The sequence below is a fragment of the Leptospira kmetyi serovar Malaysia str. Bejo-Iso9 genome (assembly GCF_000243735.2).
GTDB lineage: Bacteria > Spirochaetota > Leptospiria > Leptospirales > Leptospiraceae > Leptospira > Leptospira kmetyi.
On sequence record NZ_AHMP02000003.1, the window covers coordinates 3608985 to 3625399 of the forward strand.

General features: G+C 44.9%; 14 protein-coding genes. 7 read left to right on the plus strand and 7 right to left on the minus strand.

Translation table 11 applies throughout. The annotated features are described in order from the left end of the window. Nucleotides 1-187: 187 nt before the first annotated feature. From LEP1GSC052_RS19350 to LEP1GSC052_RS19365, 3 genes are all read right to left on the minus strand, one after another. Nucleotides 188-1336 (minus strand): adenylate/guanylate cyclase domain-containing protein, encoded by a 1149-nt coding sequence (locus LEP1GSC052_RS19350; RefSeq protein WP_010576021.1) that lies wholly within the window; start codon nucleotides 1334-1336, stop codon nucleotides 188-190. 60 nt (nucleotides 1337-1396) lie between these two features. Further along, nucleotides 1397-1723 carry a 7(1) septoil knot domain-containing protein gene (locus tag LEP1GSC052_RS19355; protein ID WP_010576020.1) on the minus strand — a complete coding sequence of 109 codons (327 nt, stop codon included), beginning with the start codon at nucleotides 1721-1723 and terminating at the stop codon, nucleotides 1397-1399. Nucleotides 1724-1937: 214 nt separating this feature from the next. Beyond that, the gene (locus LEP1GSC052_RS19365) at nucleotides 1938-2264 is read right to left on the minus strand and encodes a 7(1) septoil knot domain-containing protein (RefSeq protein ID WP_010576018.1); all 327 of its coding nucleotides are present in this window, start codon (nucleotides 2262-2264) and stop codon (nucleotides 1938-1940) included. 271 nt (nucleotides 2265-2535) lie between these two features. Between LEP1GSC052_RS19365 and LEP1GSC052_RS19370 the strand changes: the two genes are divergently transcribed. Next, nucleotides 2536-4095, plus strand: a complete 1560-nt coding sequence (locus tag LEP1GSC052_RS19370; protein WP_010576017.1) for an SDR family NAD(P)-dependent oxidoreductase — start codon at nucleotides 2536-2538, stop codon at nucleotides 4093-4095. Nucleotides 4096-4254: 159 nt separating this feature from the next. On the opposite strand, the gene LEP1GSC052_RS19375 is transcribed toward LEP1GSC052_RS19370, so the two are convergent. Continuing rightward, the gene (locus LEP1GSC052_RS19375; RefSeq protein ID WP_020985822.1) at nucleotides 4255-5556 is read right to left on the minus strand and encodes a UvrD-helicase domain-containing protein; all 1302 of its coding nucleotides are present in this window, start codon (nucleotides 5554-5556) and stop codon (nucleotides 4255-4257) included. Between the two features lie 139 nt (nucleotides 5557-5695). Here LEP1GSC052_RS19375 and LEP1GSC052_RS19380 point away from each other — a divergent pair, with 139 nt between their 5' ends. From LEP1GSC052_RS19380 to LEP1GSC052_RS19390, 3 genes are all read left to right on the plus strand, one after another. After that, nucleotides 5696-6028, plus strand: a complete 333-nt coding sequence (locus tag LEP1GSC052_RS19380) for a TOBE domain-containing protein (protein ID WP_020985626.1) — start codon at nucleotides 5696-5698, stop codon at nucleotides 6026-6028. A 93-nt stretch (nucleotides 6029-6121) separates the two neighbouring features. Then, a complete protein-coding gene (locus tag LEP1GSC052_RS19385) occupies nucleotides 6122-6766 on the plus strand; it encodes a DedA family protein (protein ID WP_010576013.1) in 645 nt (214 codons plus the stop codon). Nucleotides 6767-6811: 45 nt separating this feature from the next. After that, complete coding sequence (locus tag LEP1GSC052_RS19390; RefSeq protein WP_010576012.1) at nucleotides 6812-7819, plus strand: hypothetical protein; 1008 nt, start codon at nucleotides 6812-6814, stop codon at nucleotides 7817-7819. A gap of 86 nt (nucleotides 7820-7905) precedes the next feature. Here LEP1GSC052_RS19390 and LEP1GSC052_RS19395 read toward each other — a convergent pair whose 3' ends face one another. Beyond that, nucleotides 7906-9051: a DUF1577 domain-containing protein gene (locus LEP1GSC052_RS19395; protein ID WP_010576011.1), complete on the minus strand. Its 1146-nt coding sequence runs from the start codon at nucleotides 9049-9051 to the stop codon at nucleotides 7906-7908. Between the two features lie 436 nt (nucleotides 9052-9487). Here LEP1GSC052_RS19395 and LEP1GSC052_RS19400 point away from each other — a divergent pair, with 436 nt between their 5' ends. Together LEP1GSC052_RS19400 and LEP1GSC052_RS19405 are read left to right on the plus strand one after the other, a co-directional pair. Beyond that, the gene (locus LEP1GSC052_RS19400) at nucleotides 9488-9829 is read left to right on the plus strand and encodes a hypothetical protein (RefSeq protein WP_010576010.1); all 342 of its coding nucleotides are present in this window, start codon (nucleotides 9488-9490) and stop codon (nucleotides 9827-9829) included. Between the two features lie 39 nt (nucleotides 9830-9868). Further along, nucleotides 9869-12094, plus strand: coding sequence for a carbonic anhydrase (locus LEP1GSC052_RS19405; RefSeq protein WP_010576009.1), 2226 nt, complete (start codon nucleotides 9869-9871; stop codon nucleotides 12092-12094). Nucleotides 12095-12111: 17 nt separating this feature from the next. On the opposite strand, the gene LEP1GSC052_RS19410 is transcribed toward LEP1GSC052_RS19405, so the two are convergent. Together LEP1GSC052_RS19410 and LEP1GSC052_RS19415 are read right to left on the minus strand one after the other, a co-directional pair. Next, on the minus strand, nucleotides 12112-13032 hold the full coding sequence (locus tag LEP1GSC052_RS19410) for an aldo/keto reductase (RefSeq protein WP_010576008.1): 921 nt from the start codon (nucleotides 13030-13032) through the stop codon (nucleotides 12112-12114). Continuing rightward, nucleotides 13029-14186 carry an LLM class flavin-dependent oxidoreductase gene (locus LEP1GSC052_RS19415; protein ID WP_010576007.1) on the minus strand — a complete coding sequence of 386 codons (1158 nt, stop codon included), beginning with the start codon at nucleotides 14184-14186 and terminating at the stop codon, nucleotides 13029-13031. Before LEP1GSC052_RS19415 ends, LEP1GSC052_RS19410 begins: the two co-directional genes overlap by 4 nt. Before the next feature lie 112 nt (nucleotides 14187-14298). Here LEP1GSC052_RS19415 and LEP1GSC052_RS19420 point away from each other — a divergent pair, with 112 nt between their 5' ends. After that, complete coding sequence (locus tag LEP1GSC052_RS19420; RefSeq protein ID WP_040913217.1) at nucleotides 14299-16146, plus strand: SLC5 family protein; 1848 nt, start codon at nucleotides 14299-14301, stop codon at nucleotides 16144-16146. Nucleotides 16147-16415 lie beyond the last annotated feature (269 nt).

Consider the following 16415-nt stretch of genomic DNA (forward strand, 5'->3'; position numbering starts at 1 on the left):
CGACGTCTTCCGTAAAACGAGCGCCCCACCCTGATTTTGGGTGGAGGGGAGAGGCGGTGGGAGAACTCGGACGATCTTTCTCTATCGGAAAATTCTGTTTTTGTAAAGTAAAATCCCGATTATAGATGCTGTCGGAACTCCGACAATTTTGCGATTTCATTCTTCTTTTTAAAATTCTTCCGTCCTTTCAGTTCCGAGGAGAATAGATATTTCTTTCTCCCGTGATTCCTTTGAGTTGTCGCGCCCCGAGAAGTTCGAAATTTTCCATTCCGGTTTTGTTCGCGAATTCTTCCGTTGTCAGAATATTCTCCCCGAAATCCTTACACAAAGATTCCACACGGAACGCCTGGTTGACCGCGTTTCCGATCACGGTAAAGTCGAGTCTGTCTTTGGCGCCCACGTTCCCGTAAACGACGTCTCCCACGTTCAACGCCATACCCAAATGAATCTGAGAATCGGGATGTTCCGTATTCCACTGTATTACGGAATTCTTAATCTTACGCGCCGCGCTCAACGCCGCCAAACACGCCTTATGCGAATCTTCTTCCGCGGGAAAAACCGCGAGGATCGCGTCCCCGATAAACTTGAGAATTTCTCCCTTCTCTTCCTGAATCGGTTGGGCCGTGAGTTCGAAATAGTTGTCCAAGACTTCCACGATTCTTTTCGGAGAATTGTTTTCGCTTAAAGAGGAAAAGTCTCTTAGATCCGCGCAAAGAATCGCGGCGTAGATGGTTTCTCCGGTTCCTCTTCTGAATTCTCCCGATAAAACGCGTTTGGATGCGTTCGGTCCGAGATAGACTTCGAGCAATTCGTTGACCGCGAACTTTCTGGATTCCAAATCCAAACGCAAAGAAAGAACGCTTCGAATCGAATTCAAGGATTCGATTTGTTCTTCGGTAAATCCGCCGGGCGCATCGGTCGTCCAAGAAATCGCGCTTCGTATATCGGTGCCGAAAACGGAAACGAAGATACAATAATCGGTTCCGCCTTTCTCTTGTAAGTCGACGCAGATAGGATAGGATAAGTCCGCGTCGGGTCCGGTCAACTTGCAGCGGATAAAATCCTTTTGCCCTTCCCGAATCAAAAAGATGGGACTGTCCTTATATTGCTGTTGTTGTAAACCGTCGTGAGGAATTAATACGACTTGAGTTTCTTCTCCTCTCGTCCAGATGATCGATCGCACCATCACTTCGGGATGCATCGTGGGGATGCTCGTAAAAAATCTCCAGACTGGAATTCCGGCTTCTATGATTTTTTGATTGAGGGTTTCGATCAGTTCCTTGGCTTCCAAGGCTCTCGACGGCGGGCTGGACAACCAGTTTAGAATTTCTTTCATTCCTTCTCTTCGTTCCGATATTGTATTTTGTGTTAGACGATTCACGTTCTATCTCTTACGTTATTTGATTCCCGGAGAAGAGGAAACGTATTCGATCCTAACGTCCGGAAAACCGGTGACAAACTGTATCTTCGTATCGGCGAAAGATTCAACCATTTTCCATCTTCCGCACGAGTCCGGGAAAGAATCCACGACCTTGACTCTTAGATCGGGAAATGAATTGACCACTTGCACTTTGACGTCCGGAAAACTCGTAACGACTTTTATTTTTCCGAATAATTTTTTTCCTTTGAAAGTGCAGTCGACTCCGAGGTTTTTATTCTTCGCTTCGATTCCGTTTTCGATCGCTAAAAAGAAAAGTAACAAAGAGAATATAATATATTTCATACGCGAGGGCTCCGGGGCGTAATTCGGGAAATATACGTTGGAACGATCCAAACCCGAAGCGGTTCCATAAGTTTCAGAACGAATCGAATCGTGTTTCTTTTGTCGAAGGGAGAACGGATTTTGAGAGAGGATTTTGTTTTGATCTTAGGTTTGAATTCCGATTTACAAAAAATGATTTCTTGTAAATCGAATTTCATTTTTCCAAACGATGGACTTAATTTTCTCCCGGAAAACTAGTCACGTATTGGATTTTTATATCCGGAAAGCTGGTTACGAACTGAACCTTCGTATCCGGAAAGGAATCCACGATCTCCCATTTACCGCAAGAGTCGGGGAACGAAGTTACTTTTTGAACTTTGAGATCCGGAAAGGAAGTGACTTCCTGAACTTTTACGTCCGGGAAACTCGTTACGATCTGAATCTTTCCGTAAAGTTTTTTACCTTTGAATGTACAACCGGATTGAACGTTTCCGGCGTACGTCGTTCCGACCGTGATCAACATGATGATCGAAAAAATCATCAGCAATACTTTTCTTGTCATTCGATTCTCCTTTGGCATTCGAATATAACCTGGAAATTAATTATTGAAACTAATTTTTGACGAACGATATCAAAATGGCAATGAACGGATTATAATCGGGATGATTCTTTAGGAACGGATATCGGACGGATTCCGCGATCGGTTCGTCGTTCTTCGTCCATCGCATCGGCTTTTTGTTTCGAAATTGAGTTGCTCAATCGACTCTTTTTTTCGGTATAGTGGATCGAGGGAAAACGATCGAAACCCGAAACGGGAATCGTCGACGACGTCTATGAGCGATTCTTCAAAGAACGGAAAAAACAAACTGACCATCGAAGAGATTCAGGAATGCCTTCGATTTCTGGAATCGCTGACCGAAAATCCGGAACTTCTTACTTCCATTCCCGAAAAAGAAAGAATCGCATTGATGATCGTCGCCGGAAAAATTTCCCGTCCCGATCGAAACGAAATTAGAATCCGTAATAAAACGATCAAACATTCCAGAAAAAAAGAAATCGTAACTCTGGAAAAAAAGGCCCGCGCGTTGACCGGAATCCGCGCCGCAAGAACCGCCACGGTATTCAAAGCTCCTTTGCAAATCGCAGATCAAACCGATATATGGAGAAGCGAAAACGCGCCGGAACTTTCTTCTCCGCGTAATTGTTACGTATGTAAAAAAGAATACACGCGTCTTCATTTCTTTTACGATGCGATGTGCCCCGAATGCGGGGAATTGAATTACAAAAAAAGATTTCAAACCGCGTCTTTGCACGGCCAAGTCGCGTTGATCACCGGATCGAGATTGAAGATCGGTTATCAGGCGACTTTGATGTTGTTGAGAGCGGGCGCGACCGTGATCGCGACTACCCGTTTCCCCGTCGACGCCGCATTACGTTTTTCTAAAGAAGACGATTTTAAACATTGGTCCGATCGACTTCAGATATTCGGGTTGGATCTGAGACATACTCCGAGCGTTGAACTTTTCGCGAGTTATATAGAAGAAACCGTGGATCGTCTCGATATTCTCATCAACAACGCCGCACAAACGGTAAGAAGACCGCCCGGATTCTATTCTCACTTGATGAAGTCCGAAGCATTAGAATATCATGATTTACCGAAAGAAGCCGCTTCTCTTTTGAAACTCCACAAGGATTGTAAGGATCGTCTTACTTCTTTCGGAGGAGTCAATCTCGCCAACGAAGCCGCGTTGCCGGTCAGTTGGAACGGAAAGGTTCCCGGAGTGGGAATCCGTTCCTCCGCACAACTTTCTCAAATTCCGTATTCTCACGATAATTCTTTCGAATTGGAAACCGTGTTTCCCGAAGGTCAGATGGACGCGGATCTTCAACAAGTCGATCTCAGAAAGACGAACAGCTGGAGACTCAAACTCGGAGAGATTCAAACCTCGGAGATGTTGGAAGTTCAACTCGTAAACGCGGTCGCGCCTTTCGTTCTTTGCAATCGTCTTGTCGGCGTTATGCGAAGGGAGAATACGGGACAAAAACATATCGTAAACGTTTCCGCGATGGAAGGAAAGTTTCATCGTTTCAAAAAAGAGGACAGGCACCCGCACACGAATATGGCGAAGGCCGCGTTGAATATGCTCACTCATACGTCGGCGAGCGACTTCGCTAAAGACGGAATTTATATGAACGCGGTCGATACGGGTTGGGTGACCGACGAGGATCCGATCGAGTTGTCTCAGAAAAAGCAGGATCTGCACGATTTTCAACCGCCATTGGATATCGTGGACGGGGCCGCAAGGGTTTGTGATCCGTTCTTTGACGGAATTCTAACCGGAAAACATTGGTGCGGAAAATTTCTAAAGGATTACTTTCCGATCGATTGGTGAGAATGGATCGCCGCCGATCTTTTTGCGTCCGACTTTAAAGTCGTAGTAAATTTTACAAGCCCGGGTCGCCGCAGGTTTTTTGTATCGCGTTCAATGTCGACGCCGTTTTCTCGAGCTCGCAACGAGCTACGTCTTTTTATATATAAATTTTTTAGAATATCATTCCAGATCCTCCGCTTCCACGTTTCGAATCCGTTTGAAATAACGAAAGAATTCGTTTTCGATCGTTTCTCTTCTCGAATTCTTAGCCGCTCCTAAAATCAACAAACGATCCTCCGCTCTTGATAAACCGACATAGAGAATTCTTCTTTCTTCTTCGATCGTTTCCTGCGGAGAATCGGGTCTTGCGTTCCAACCGTCCGCGAGATCGACGAACACGGTGTGAAATTCCAAACCCTTGCTCGCGTGGATCGTCATCAGAAAATCTTCCGGAATCCCCGCTCGTATATATTCGCTAATTCTAAAGTTCGATCTGCACAGAATTTTTACGTCGCCTTGAGAAGAAGGAATGGCGCGTGCAAGATAGGGAATCAGATCCGCTGCTTCTTCCATCAAGATCCTGCCCACGAAACCTTTTCCTTTGCGGGAAGGCAGAACTTCCTTTTCGATTTTTTCGGAATTCTTTTCGATGGGGATTGCGGAAGCTCGAATGATCTCGGGTAGGGAACGGTAGTTCGTGCTTAAAAAATGAATCGTACAAGGATCGAATAACTTTTGAAAATTCAAAAACGCTTTGGGAGCCGCGCCACGAAAACTGTATATACTTTGATAATCGTCCCCTACGACTACGATCGAAGCGCTCTTCGATAATAATTGGAGAAACTTGAGTTGTTCCAGGTCCGTGTCCTGAAATTCGTCCACGATGATTTTTTGAACGGAACGTTTGGCCTCGTAAGTCCATTCTTCCTCGTTTTGCAGACCTTCCAAAAATCCGCTTACCAGGTCCTCGAAGTCGAGATAACCTTCGTTTTTCTTATACTTTTGATAAGCGACATCGAGATCCTTTTTGATTTCGAAAAAATGTTCCTGGATATAAGGCACGTTCTCCGCCCAAAAAAGTTCGTAAGGAATTCCTCCGATCTCGTCCCGTTTTCGTTTTAGATATTCCTTATAAAAACGATTCTTTTCCTCGGGTGGAAGAATTTTCGGTTTTTGTTTTTTGAACTCAGGATGCCAACGTGTGAGCGCATACAAACAATACGCGTGAAACGTTTGAACGCGGATCGAATCGTTGCCGGTCGTGTTTCGGATTCTATCCGAAATTTCTGCGGCCGCCTTTTTCGAAAACGTCAGCACAAGGATCGATTCTTCCGGAAATAAGTTTTCGACTAAGATTCTTTCGATGATCCCGACCATCGTGCTCGTTTTTCCGGAACCCGCGGCGGCCACGACCTGAACGAATCTCGTATTCTCCTCGATCACGGCTTTCTGCGCCTGACTGTAACGGACTTTCTTTTTCATTCTTTCTCCTCGTTCGAGTACGGTTCCGGCTTGCGTTTCGAAACGAGGGAGAATTCAATTTTTTTGATGTTTGAAAGGGATGAAGAAAGGGGAAAAATGCTGTACTTTTACGAAACAAAATCGGAAGTTAGGAGATAGGATGATGACTCAAAATCCGGTCCATATTCTTCCCAGAAAACGAACCCGTTTCCGTGCGACGGTCGCGTCCGTTCATCATCACAAAAATCCGGAACAATCGAGAATTCTTCTCCAGGACATTTGTCTTTTGATTTCGGGAAAATCGGTGATTCAATCCCAGTTGTTTTACTTATCTCGAAAATTCCAATCCATGAATCTCAAGGCGGGCGACGAAGTGGAGTTCGACGCGAGAATCAAACCGGATCGAAAAGGACTTTCATCGAATTCGATCCGACTGAATTATCCCACGAAAATATTTCGTTATAATCCGGGAAAAGAACGTCTTCTTTTTTAGCCTTTTACGCGTTTGACTTGCCCGCTCGTCGGTAAATTCTATCCTAAATTGAATTTATCATAGAACCTCGCTCGTCGGAGCAGGGGAGGCACTTTGGAAACCCTTAAGTTTTTTCTCGATTTTTTTCTCAACTTGGAAACGCATTTGGATACGATCATTCAAACGTATCAAAGCGGAACTTACGTTATTCTATTCTTGATCATCTTTGCCGAAACCGGTCTCGTTGTGACTCCTTTTCTTCCGGGAGATTCTCTTCTTTTTGCGGTCGGCGCGTTTATCGCAAGAGGTTCTTTGGATTTGGGAAGCACGCTGATTCTTCTCATCATCGCGGCGATTTTGGGCGATACGGTGAATTATTCCGTGGGGAATTTTACCGGGGAAAAGATATTAGAAAAAGAGAAAATACCTTTGATCAAAAAGGAACACTTACAAAAAGCCCATAGTTTTTACGAGACCTACGGCGGAAAAACGATCATCATTGCGAGATTTATTCCCATCGTGCGCACTTTTGCTCCCTTTGTGGCCGGAATCGGGACGATGACTTATGTTAAATTTATTGCATATAATGTGATAGGTGGAATTCTTTGGATTTCAATTTTCATTCTCGGCGGGTATTATTTCGGGAACCTGGAATTCGTAAAAAGGAATTTTAAAATCGTAATATTCGCGATTATTATTATATCCGTTTTGCCGGCGGTGATCGAATACCTTAAGGAAAGAAGAAAGAGCAGAGCTTAAAAATTTTTCCGAATCAAAAAAGCTCGCTCGGGTTGTTGCAAAACGATGAACTTAAGAGAAAGTTTTATTTCCAAATTCGCAGCGAGCTTCGTGAAACCCAGATTCGAAATCTGGTTCGCGGCCATTCTCATTCCCGAAAACGATCAGGCTTTTTGGGTAAGATATTCCACTCTCAATCCGAGGAACAACCGCGATCTCTTTCCTACGGGCGCGCTTTGGGCTTCTTTGTTCGATCGTAAAAATCCGAAAAATCATAGAACCGCAGTACAATGTTTTCCTTATGAAAACGTTTCCATCGGGGAGAATGCGATCGAATTTCCGGACGCTTCGGTCGGTCCGGATCATATGCGCGGTTCGATCCGGACTTCCCAATCGGAAACCTTGTCTTGGGATTTGGAATTCAGACACAAACTGGAACCCGCGGGACATCTTCCCCGTTGGTTGGAAAAAACTCCGATCCCGAAAACGAGAAGTATCGTTTCCTCTCCGTTCACCGAAGTCGCGGGTGAAATTCAACTCGCAAAGAAGAAATTCACATTCCAAAAGGCGAATGGACATTTCAATCATATCTGGGGAACCAATCGTGTTGCGGAACTGTTTTGGATTTTTGTGCCTAAGTTCGACAAAGACCCGGATAATTGGTCTTTGGAAATCGTTACCGTTCGTCCTCAACCTCTTTCACCCACTTTGACCTTCGTCACCCTTTTGAAGGACGGAGTTCCGATTCATCAACATTCCATCTTTCGTTCCTTACGAAGCAAAACCAAGGTATTATATCCGAAACTTTCCTTTCAAACCCGTCTCGACGATTACGAAATTACCGTGGAAGGGGAAATGGATCGGGATCAAATCGCGGGTTATATTTATCGAGATCCGGACGGAAGCCCTCGATTTATCGAACAAAGCGATATAGGAACGGTTCGTTGCGTTATACGACACAGTGGAAAGGAAATCGTTCTCAACGCGAAACAGGCCGCGGGCGTGGAGTTTCACGGAATGCGTCCTTGGAGAGCGGATCATAAGTATCTGGACCCGTATCAAACAAAATTTTAGAATATTCTAATATTCATTCCTGGTTTTTCCAAGTCGGTTGGTCTGCGCTCATTAGGGTCGAACTCGGTTTTCAAATCGGCGTTTGATTACAGTTGACCCTTGCTCAAAAGGTTGATGTTCGATTCGTATCTCGCTCTTTCTCCGGGTAGGTCCGATTTTCCGGTCAATTCTATCCCGAGAATGAGGTGATTGTTCGCGTCCTTCGTAAACCAACGAATCAATCCGTGCACCGTAAACGGCGCCTGCATTCTAAAGAAAATATCGAACACAAAACCGTCCTGTTTCGGAAGAGTTTCGATCAAATGCGGATGATCGATTTTTACTTTGATTCCCCCTTTGGAGGCTTCCAAAATCTGAAACCGCTCGGGCGTTTTCATGGTGTTCGATTCCTTGATTCTTTCCACCATGTCCTTTGCCAATACCTGAAGTTCTTGCGCGTATTTTTCGGTAAGAGCCTGATCTTTGCTTTGAACCGAAAAGTAGCCGATCGGAATCCGCTCCTCTGCGTGGTTCACGTAAATGATCGGAACGATCAACTCGGAAACGATTTTTTGATCCTTGTATTTTCGTATGCAGGAAGACAGATCGTCGTCCACTTCCTTTTCGTAATTGATTCTTTCCTGTCCGTTGTTTTTATAAGAATTCGGATCCTGCGTGTTTTCGATGAGAAGATATTTGAAAGTCTTTTTGACGATTTCGAATTTACGATCCAAGCCGGGACGGAACGTGTCGATGTTTACGATGTCCTTTGTTCTTTGTTTGAGTCTGTTTTTATAATCTTCGAAGTTCACCTTAACCAAGGTGGGAATGTTGAACATATTCGCTTCGATGATCGTTTTCGAAGAGATCACGTTGGTCATATAAACGGCGCCGGGTTTGACCGGAAATCTTTGGTTGTCCCGATTCTTTCTCGCGATCGCGAGTTTTTCTACCTTAAGTGCAAAGACGGATTTTTCCAATTTTTGAAGGAGAATACATTCGAGCTGAATGTATTTCGCTAAGATCATATAAAGAATGAATCTGTTTCCTTCGGGAGATTCTTCCACGTTCGGAAGTTGGACGAGAATTTGTTCTCCGCCCTCGAGAATCTTTTTGATGACCGCTTTTCGATCGAAAGGATCGATCTTGAAAGTGAGTTCTTTTTCCAGTAAATACTTCGTAATGACGTGATTCTTTTGTTCGATGGATGTGATGACGTCCATCTCCCGTTTCACTTTCTGCAGATATTCCATTGCGTAATGCGTTCTTTCAGGAGGATTTTTATGTGAGAATTTGCTCCGGGAATAATTCAGTAAACGAAAAATTGAACATGCAAATTATAAAAAGATAATGCTTCTTATAATGTTGAGGAAAAGGCAAAGAATTGTCATAAAATAATTTACTGACCCTCTTTCGAGTTCTTGAGCGAAGTTACAACGGGTCTGCGGAAGGGCAAATATTGAATTCGTGAAAAAATTCCATTCTTCCGATACAATTCGAACGGATTCCTTGCTGAAAAAATGAGCAAATCCCGAAATGAAATCGGTCTAAGAAAAAGATTCGATCCAGTTATAACGAGAATTGATTTGCCTGGAGAAGCCCTCTCATTTTGAGTTTCCTACGGGCGCTTGAGACACTTTCAATTCTCCGGAAACGAGATCGAATCAGAGCGACCTAATTCGAAAAATTATGAACTTTCTTTCTTACTTTGAGCGTAAACTCTTCATTCTCTGTAATTCGTTTTTGATTCTCCTTTGTTCGGTCGTTTTGATTCAACCCAGCGGATTCTTTAAAAACGATTCCCCGGTCGCGGCCGCCGCCACAAACGAATCCTCCGAAACTCCCGAGGCGGGAACGGAAAAGGAAAAATCGGCCGAACTGAAATTGGAGGATCTCGCTTCTCAAGAAGATGGATTCTCCCTTTGTTACGATTTGGAAGCCGCGTTTTACGGCGACTCTTCCGAATGGATCGTCATTCAACATTTCTCCGAAGTAGAAAACCCCCCACCGGAACTCCGCATTTCGATTTAACGTTTCGAAATTTTCGGGCCTCGGCCCGCAGGAGTTATCATGAATATCTTTCATTCCTTTCCTCGTGTCTCTTGGGACGACCTGAGACACGATTTGTCTTCCAGTTTGGTCGTCTTTTTAATTGCGTTGCCTCTTTGTATCGGCATCGCGTTCGCTTCGGGCGCTCCGATCATCGCCGGTTTGATCGGCGGAATCGTGGGCGGAACGATCGTTTCCTTGATCAGTAAATCTCCCTTGTCGGTCAGCGGTCCCGCCGCGGGTCTTACCGTGATCGTTTTTGATTCCATTAGAACATTAGGAAGTTTTAATGTTTTTCTGTTTGCGCTTTGTATTGCCGCGGTTCTTCAAATCCTTTTGGGTTTCGTAAGGGCGGGAATTCTGAGCAATTTTTTTCCCTCCTCGGTGGTAAAGGGAATGCTCGCGGCGATCGGAGTCGTTCTGATTTTGAAACAGATTCCGCACGCGATCGGTTACGATATGGATTACGAAGGGGACATGGACTTTTTCCAAAGGGACAGGGAAAACACGTTCTCCGAGATTTTAACCGCGTTCTATCGTTTTACTCCGGGAGCCGTGGTCATTTTTGTCGTTTCGATGGTTTTGATTTTGGTTTGGGAAAAACTGAAATTACATAAGAAATTTATAATACACGGTTCGTTGGTCGCCATTCTCGCGAGCGTTTTGTTAAACGAAGTGTTTATGACTTTCGGTTTCGGAATCGCGGTGGGTCCGGAACATTTGATCCAACCGATTCAATTAAACGGTTTTCAGGATCTGTTTTTGGACGATTATTTCCCGAGTTTCTCCCAATGGAAGAATCAAGCGGTTTATATCGTCGCGATTAAATTGTGTCTTGTCATGAGTTTGGAAACTCTTTTGAATTTGGACGCGATCGAAAAATCCGATCCTCAAAGACGAATCGCATCCAAAAACCGCGAGTTGATCGCACAAGGCACCGGTAATTTATTTTCCGCGATTCTCGGCGGTCTTCCGATTACTTCGGTGATCATTCGAAGTTCCGCAAACCTGCAAGCGGGCGCAAGAACGAAACTCTCCGCTTTTCTTCACGGTTTGTTCATCTTGTTTTCCTTGATTTTGATTCCGAGTTGGATCGCTAAAATTCCTTTGTCTTCTCTCGCGGCCGTTTTGCTCGTCGTCGGTTACAAACTTACGGATTATAAAATTCTCAAGGCGCAGTTTAAAAAGGGAACCGATCAGTTTCTTCCGTTTATCGCGACCTTGATCGGAATCGTTTTCTCCGATATTCTCATCGGAATCGGGATCGGTTGTTTGTTTTCGATTTTCTTTATCATGAGAAGAAACGTTCTCAATCCGTACGAGTTCAACAAAAAGGACAAGGCGTACGGCGTCGAAGTAAGAATCGATCTTTCCGAGGACGTTTCCTTTTTGAATAAGTCGAGTATGTTGTATAAACTCGATAGGGTTCCGGATAACGCGCATCTGATCATCGACGGTTCCAAGTCCAAGTATATCGATCCGGACGTTTTGGAGATCATCGAGGATTTTAAGATCAGCGCGGAGTCGCGTAATATCAAACTCGAGATCATCGACGTGACCGCTTCGTATGAGAAGATTAAGAACAAGCCTTTCGACTTGGTCGCTCAACAGGATTACAAAAGACTGTTTGAAAACAATCGTATCTGGGTTGAGGAGAAACTTCTTAAAGATCCGGATTACTTTAAGAATCTTGCATTGGGTCAAGCTCCTCAGTATCTATTGATCTCCTGTTCGGACAGTAGAATTTCCGTGAATGAAATGACCGGAACCAGCGCGGGAGAACTTTTCGTTCATAGAAACATCGCGAACCTCGTCATCGACACGGATATGAATCTGATGTCCGTGCTTCAATATTCCGTCGAAGTATTGAAGGTGCGTCATATCGTCGTCTGCGGACATTACGGTTGCGGAGGAGTGAAGGCCGCGATCGACGGTAAGTATCACGGTTTGATCGACGCTTGGTTGAGAAACATCAAACAGGTTTATCGAATGAATCGAAAGGAACTTTCCGGGATTTTGGACGAGGACGAAAAACACGAACGTCTTGTCGAACTCAACGTGAGAGAACAGGTTTACAATCTTTGTATGACCACGATCGTTCAAAACTCTTGGAGTCAGGGAAGCGATCTGCAACTGCACGGTTGGGTTTACGATATCAAAGAAGGAAAAATTATCGATCTAAACATAGACATCGATAAGGATTTTCACGATTATGATATCTTCCGTTATCAGTTCGAAACGCATTAGAAAAATTTAAACCGTTTTCAGGGAACCGGACGTCCCGCTCCGGCTTCCCAGATACGGAACCATTCTTCCCGTGTCAATGCAACGTCGATCGAGGACGCCGCGGAGCGGATTCTTTCCAAGTCGTTTGTGCCCAATACGGGAATCAATCCCACGGGGTGTTTTAAAAACCACGCATAGAGAATTTGGTCCGCGCTTTTTTGTTTTTCGGAGCCGATTTCGTTTAACGTTTTTAGAAGTTGAATTTGATTTTCCGTTTTCGGTTGGAATATTCTTCCGCCTGCGGTCGGCGACCAAACCATCGGTTTGTATCGATATGCGAAGGCTTGATCGATCGTTCCGTCCAGAAACAGTTCGAGACGAAGAGGGTTTAATTCGATTTGATTGGTGGCGAGAGGAAAGTCCAAACGACTTTGCAGAAGTTCGAATTGCGAAGTCGTATAATTGGAAACCCCGAAGGAAAGAACCTTTCCTTCTCGTTTTAATTTGGAAAACGCACTCGCGATTTCGTCCGGATCCGAAAAAGGATCGGGTCTGTGAATCAACAATAGATCGATTTTTTGAATATTCAGTTTTTTTAATGAGTTTTCCGCGGAACGGACGACGTAATCGGTCGATGTATCGTAGTGTTTTACGGAAACTCCGGGTCGGTTTGGGCCGGGAAGTTGGATTCCGCATTTCGTTATGATCTTGATCTCGTCTTTGAGGTTCGGTTTGAGTTTAAGGGCGAGTCCGAATCTTTCCTCGTTTCCGTAATCTCCGTAGATATCCGCGTGATCGAAGGAATCGATTCCGAGTTCGAGACAGGTCGTGATCTTCGCGAGAATTCTTTCGGGAGAATTTCCTTGCGGGTCCTCGTGCATTCTCCAGCAGCCGTATACGAGCCGAGATAAGGTCGGACCTTGGGAAGTCAGCGAAACGGACGGAACTCGAGAACTCATTTTCTTTCTCCCGTTGTCAAAGGAGTTACCGGCGTTCGATCGGGGATTCTTCCCTGCGCTTTCGGAAGGGAAATCGTATTCAAAAACGGTAATACTTTTTCGGCGAAAATTTTGCATTCTTCCATCAGCGGATATCCGGAAAAGATAAAGGCGCGGATTCCCATGTCGATATAACGGTGGATTTTTTCGATCACCTGCTCCGGCGTTCCGACGATCGCAGAACCGCAACCCGATCTCGCGAGTCCGATTCCTGACCAGATAAACGGTTCGATAAAAAGATCGGAATCGGCTTGTTTTCTAAGTTCGTCCTGACGTAAAACACCGGCGGATTTTGAATCGAGCGCTCTGTGTTTGAGTTCTTCCGCGACCTTGAGATCGAGTCTGGAGATCAGACGTTTGGCCGCGTCCTTCGCTTCTTGTTCGGTGTCTCGTACGATGACGTGGATTCTCAATCCGAAGTCGATCGTTCTTCCCACGTTAGACGCTCTTTTGCTCAGGTCGGCCATGGTCTCGGAAAGTTTTTCCTCGGTTTCGGGCCACATTAAAAACACGTCGCAAAATTCCGCGCAGAGTTGTCTTGCGTCCTCGGAAATTCCTCCGAAGTAAAGAAGCGGTCCTCCGTTGACTTGATAGGATTTGGAAGGTTCCGTAGATAGATCGAAGTTGTAAAATTCTCCCTTATGATCGATTTTTTCTCCGTTCCAGCATTGTTGTAGAATTTGAATCACTTCCTTCGATATGCGATAACGTTCTTTGGAATCGCGGACGTTTCCCGGTAGATCCGAAGAGATGATATTGATATTAAGACGTCCTTTTAACATGTGATCTAACGTGGAGATTGTTCTTGCGAGCATCGGAGGATGAATCTCTCCGCATCGAATCGCTGTTAACAAGGAAATATTTTTCGTAAACTGCGAAGCCGCGGCCGCGAACGTCAGCGTGTCCTGTCCGACTTGATACGAAGAAGGAAGAAGAATATTCTGATAGCCGAGTTGATCCGCGAGGCGGATGATATCGGAACAATGTTCGAAGCTGGATCGAAGTTCGCCGTCGGGTACGCCTAAGAATTCGTAGTCGCCGTTGCATAGATCGCAGAACCATGCGACTTCGATTTTGGGATCTTCGGAACGGATCGCGATATCGGATATGCTCATGATCTTCTATTGCGTTTCGGATTCTTTCCGAGACAAGAGAATTTTTATAATACTCATAATTACTTGTATGATGAAGCGGGGCGTTTATGGATGACTTCTCGAGAATGAAAAGATGTTCACTTTGATAGATGCATTGTTCTTTTTGATTACTATCTTACTCGTTTTAGGAATCGGCATCTACGCCGGACGAAAGGAAGAAACGGGCGAAGATTATTTTTTAGGAGGGCGGAGTCTTCCTTGGTGGGGAGTTGCCGGCTCTCTTTTCGGCACGAATGTTTCCGCGAATCATATCGTGGGCATGTTGGGGATAGGATATTCGGTAGGCTTCGCGCAAAGTCATTATATGTTCGGAGCGATTCCCGCGTTGTTGTTGCTCGGGTACGTTCTACTTCCGATCTATCGCCGAAAAAGAATCTTTACGCTTTCGCAATTTTTAGAATATAGATACGGTCCGAACTCGCGCCTCTTATATTCGGGAATCGTTCTCGTTCTGATTTCGATTCAACTCGCGGCAGGTTTGTATATCGGTTCCCGATCTTTGCTTCCCTTCTTTAGAGATTTGGGTTGGCCCATCGGATATGTGGAAGGGGTTTTGTTGCTCGCAATCGTATCCACGGTTTATACATGGTTCGGAGGTTTGAAAGCGGTCGTTTATACGGACGTGATTCAGTCCGTCTTTATCTTGTTAGCCGGTCTGATTCTCGCGTATCTGACGCTCAATCATCCGGCCGTGGGAGGTTGGGAAGGATTGTTGCAAAAGGAAGCGATCTTATCGCCGACCGATCGGAGAATGACTTTTTTTCTTCCGAGCGATCATACTTCTTTGCCTTGGACGGGGGCGCTCGGAGGTTTGTTTTTGTTGCACGCGTTTTACTGGGGAACCAATCAATACGTGGTTCAAAGAACGTTAGGCGCTTCTTCCTTGCGATCGGCTCGCGCGGGAATTTTAGGAGACGGATTTTTAACCTTAACGATTCCTTTTTTTACCGTGTTGACCGGAGTCGCGGCGTATCATCTTTTTCGTAATTTAGGAGAATCGAATCCGATCGATCCGGACGAAGCGTTTTCGAAGTTGGTCGCTTTCGTAATTCCGGGCGGTTACGGTTTTGGTGGAATCGTTCTTGCGGGTTTACTCGGAGCGATTTTTTCCTCCGTGGATTCGATGTTGAATTCTGCGTCCACGTTGTTCACCATCGACTATTATTCTAAATTTAGAAAAACGGAATATGCGAAACGTTTCTTTTCGACGAGTGAAATGCAGGAAGCGGAATCCGTGAGCGTGGGCCGCGCGTTTTTACTTTTGTTTTCCGCGTTCACCGTATTTCTCGCGTTAGTCGCCTATGACCCTTCTTCGAAAGGAAATTTCTTTTTGGAATTATCGGCTCAGAGTTCGCATCTGACTCCGGGACTTTTGGTCGTGTTCTTAACGGGAATTTTGTGGAAAAAAGCGAACTCCTTATCCGCGACCTGGACGATTTTGATTTGTCCTTTCGTTTCCTGGGCGCTTCCTTACGGTTACGAGTTTTGGATCGGAATTCATCCGCAAACGATTTCGATTTTCGGAGCCAAGCTCAACTTTTTACACAGAGTGTTTTTGGTTTTTCTTTTCGGTTTGATCTTTCATATAACGTTGAGTCGCAGATTCTTTTCCGAGGGAGAATGGAACCGTAAGACCTTAAACGTGCGCGTTCGAGTTTTTTGGAAAACGAAGCTACGGATCGCGATCGGAATTCTTTGGATTCTTTTTTGCGTAGCATTGTCGTATTATGATGTTACGGATAACGTGACTGGAGCCGCGTTTTGCGGAGGCGGGACGTTTTTGTCGTTTTTAACCGTGTCGATTGCAAAGACGCTCCGGTTTTCCGCTTCGAAAAGGATCAAAGCGTTTCTTAAAACGGACGAATGGGCTTTCGGTTTGCTTCTGGGAATTACGATCGGACTCTATTTTTATTTTTCCTAATCCGGTTCTTATCTCTTAAGGGCCGGATTGCATTCAAAATATTGAATGTGTTTTGCGGTTTTTCGTCTTGTATTGGATCGATACTGCGAAGCACTCTCAGTCTAATTAAAACGAACGATCCGATTCGTTTTTGTTTTCGATCTGCGGTGGTCTTTTTGATAAGTAAGTTTCAATAGATGAGAGCCAACGAATCGAGCTCGGTTTTCGAAAACGGTTTTTCCGTTGACAAAGCCTGAGACGCATTAAGCTGGACTTATGGGTTCTGCACT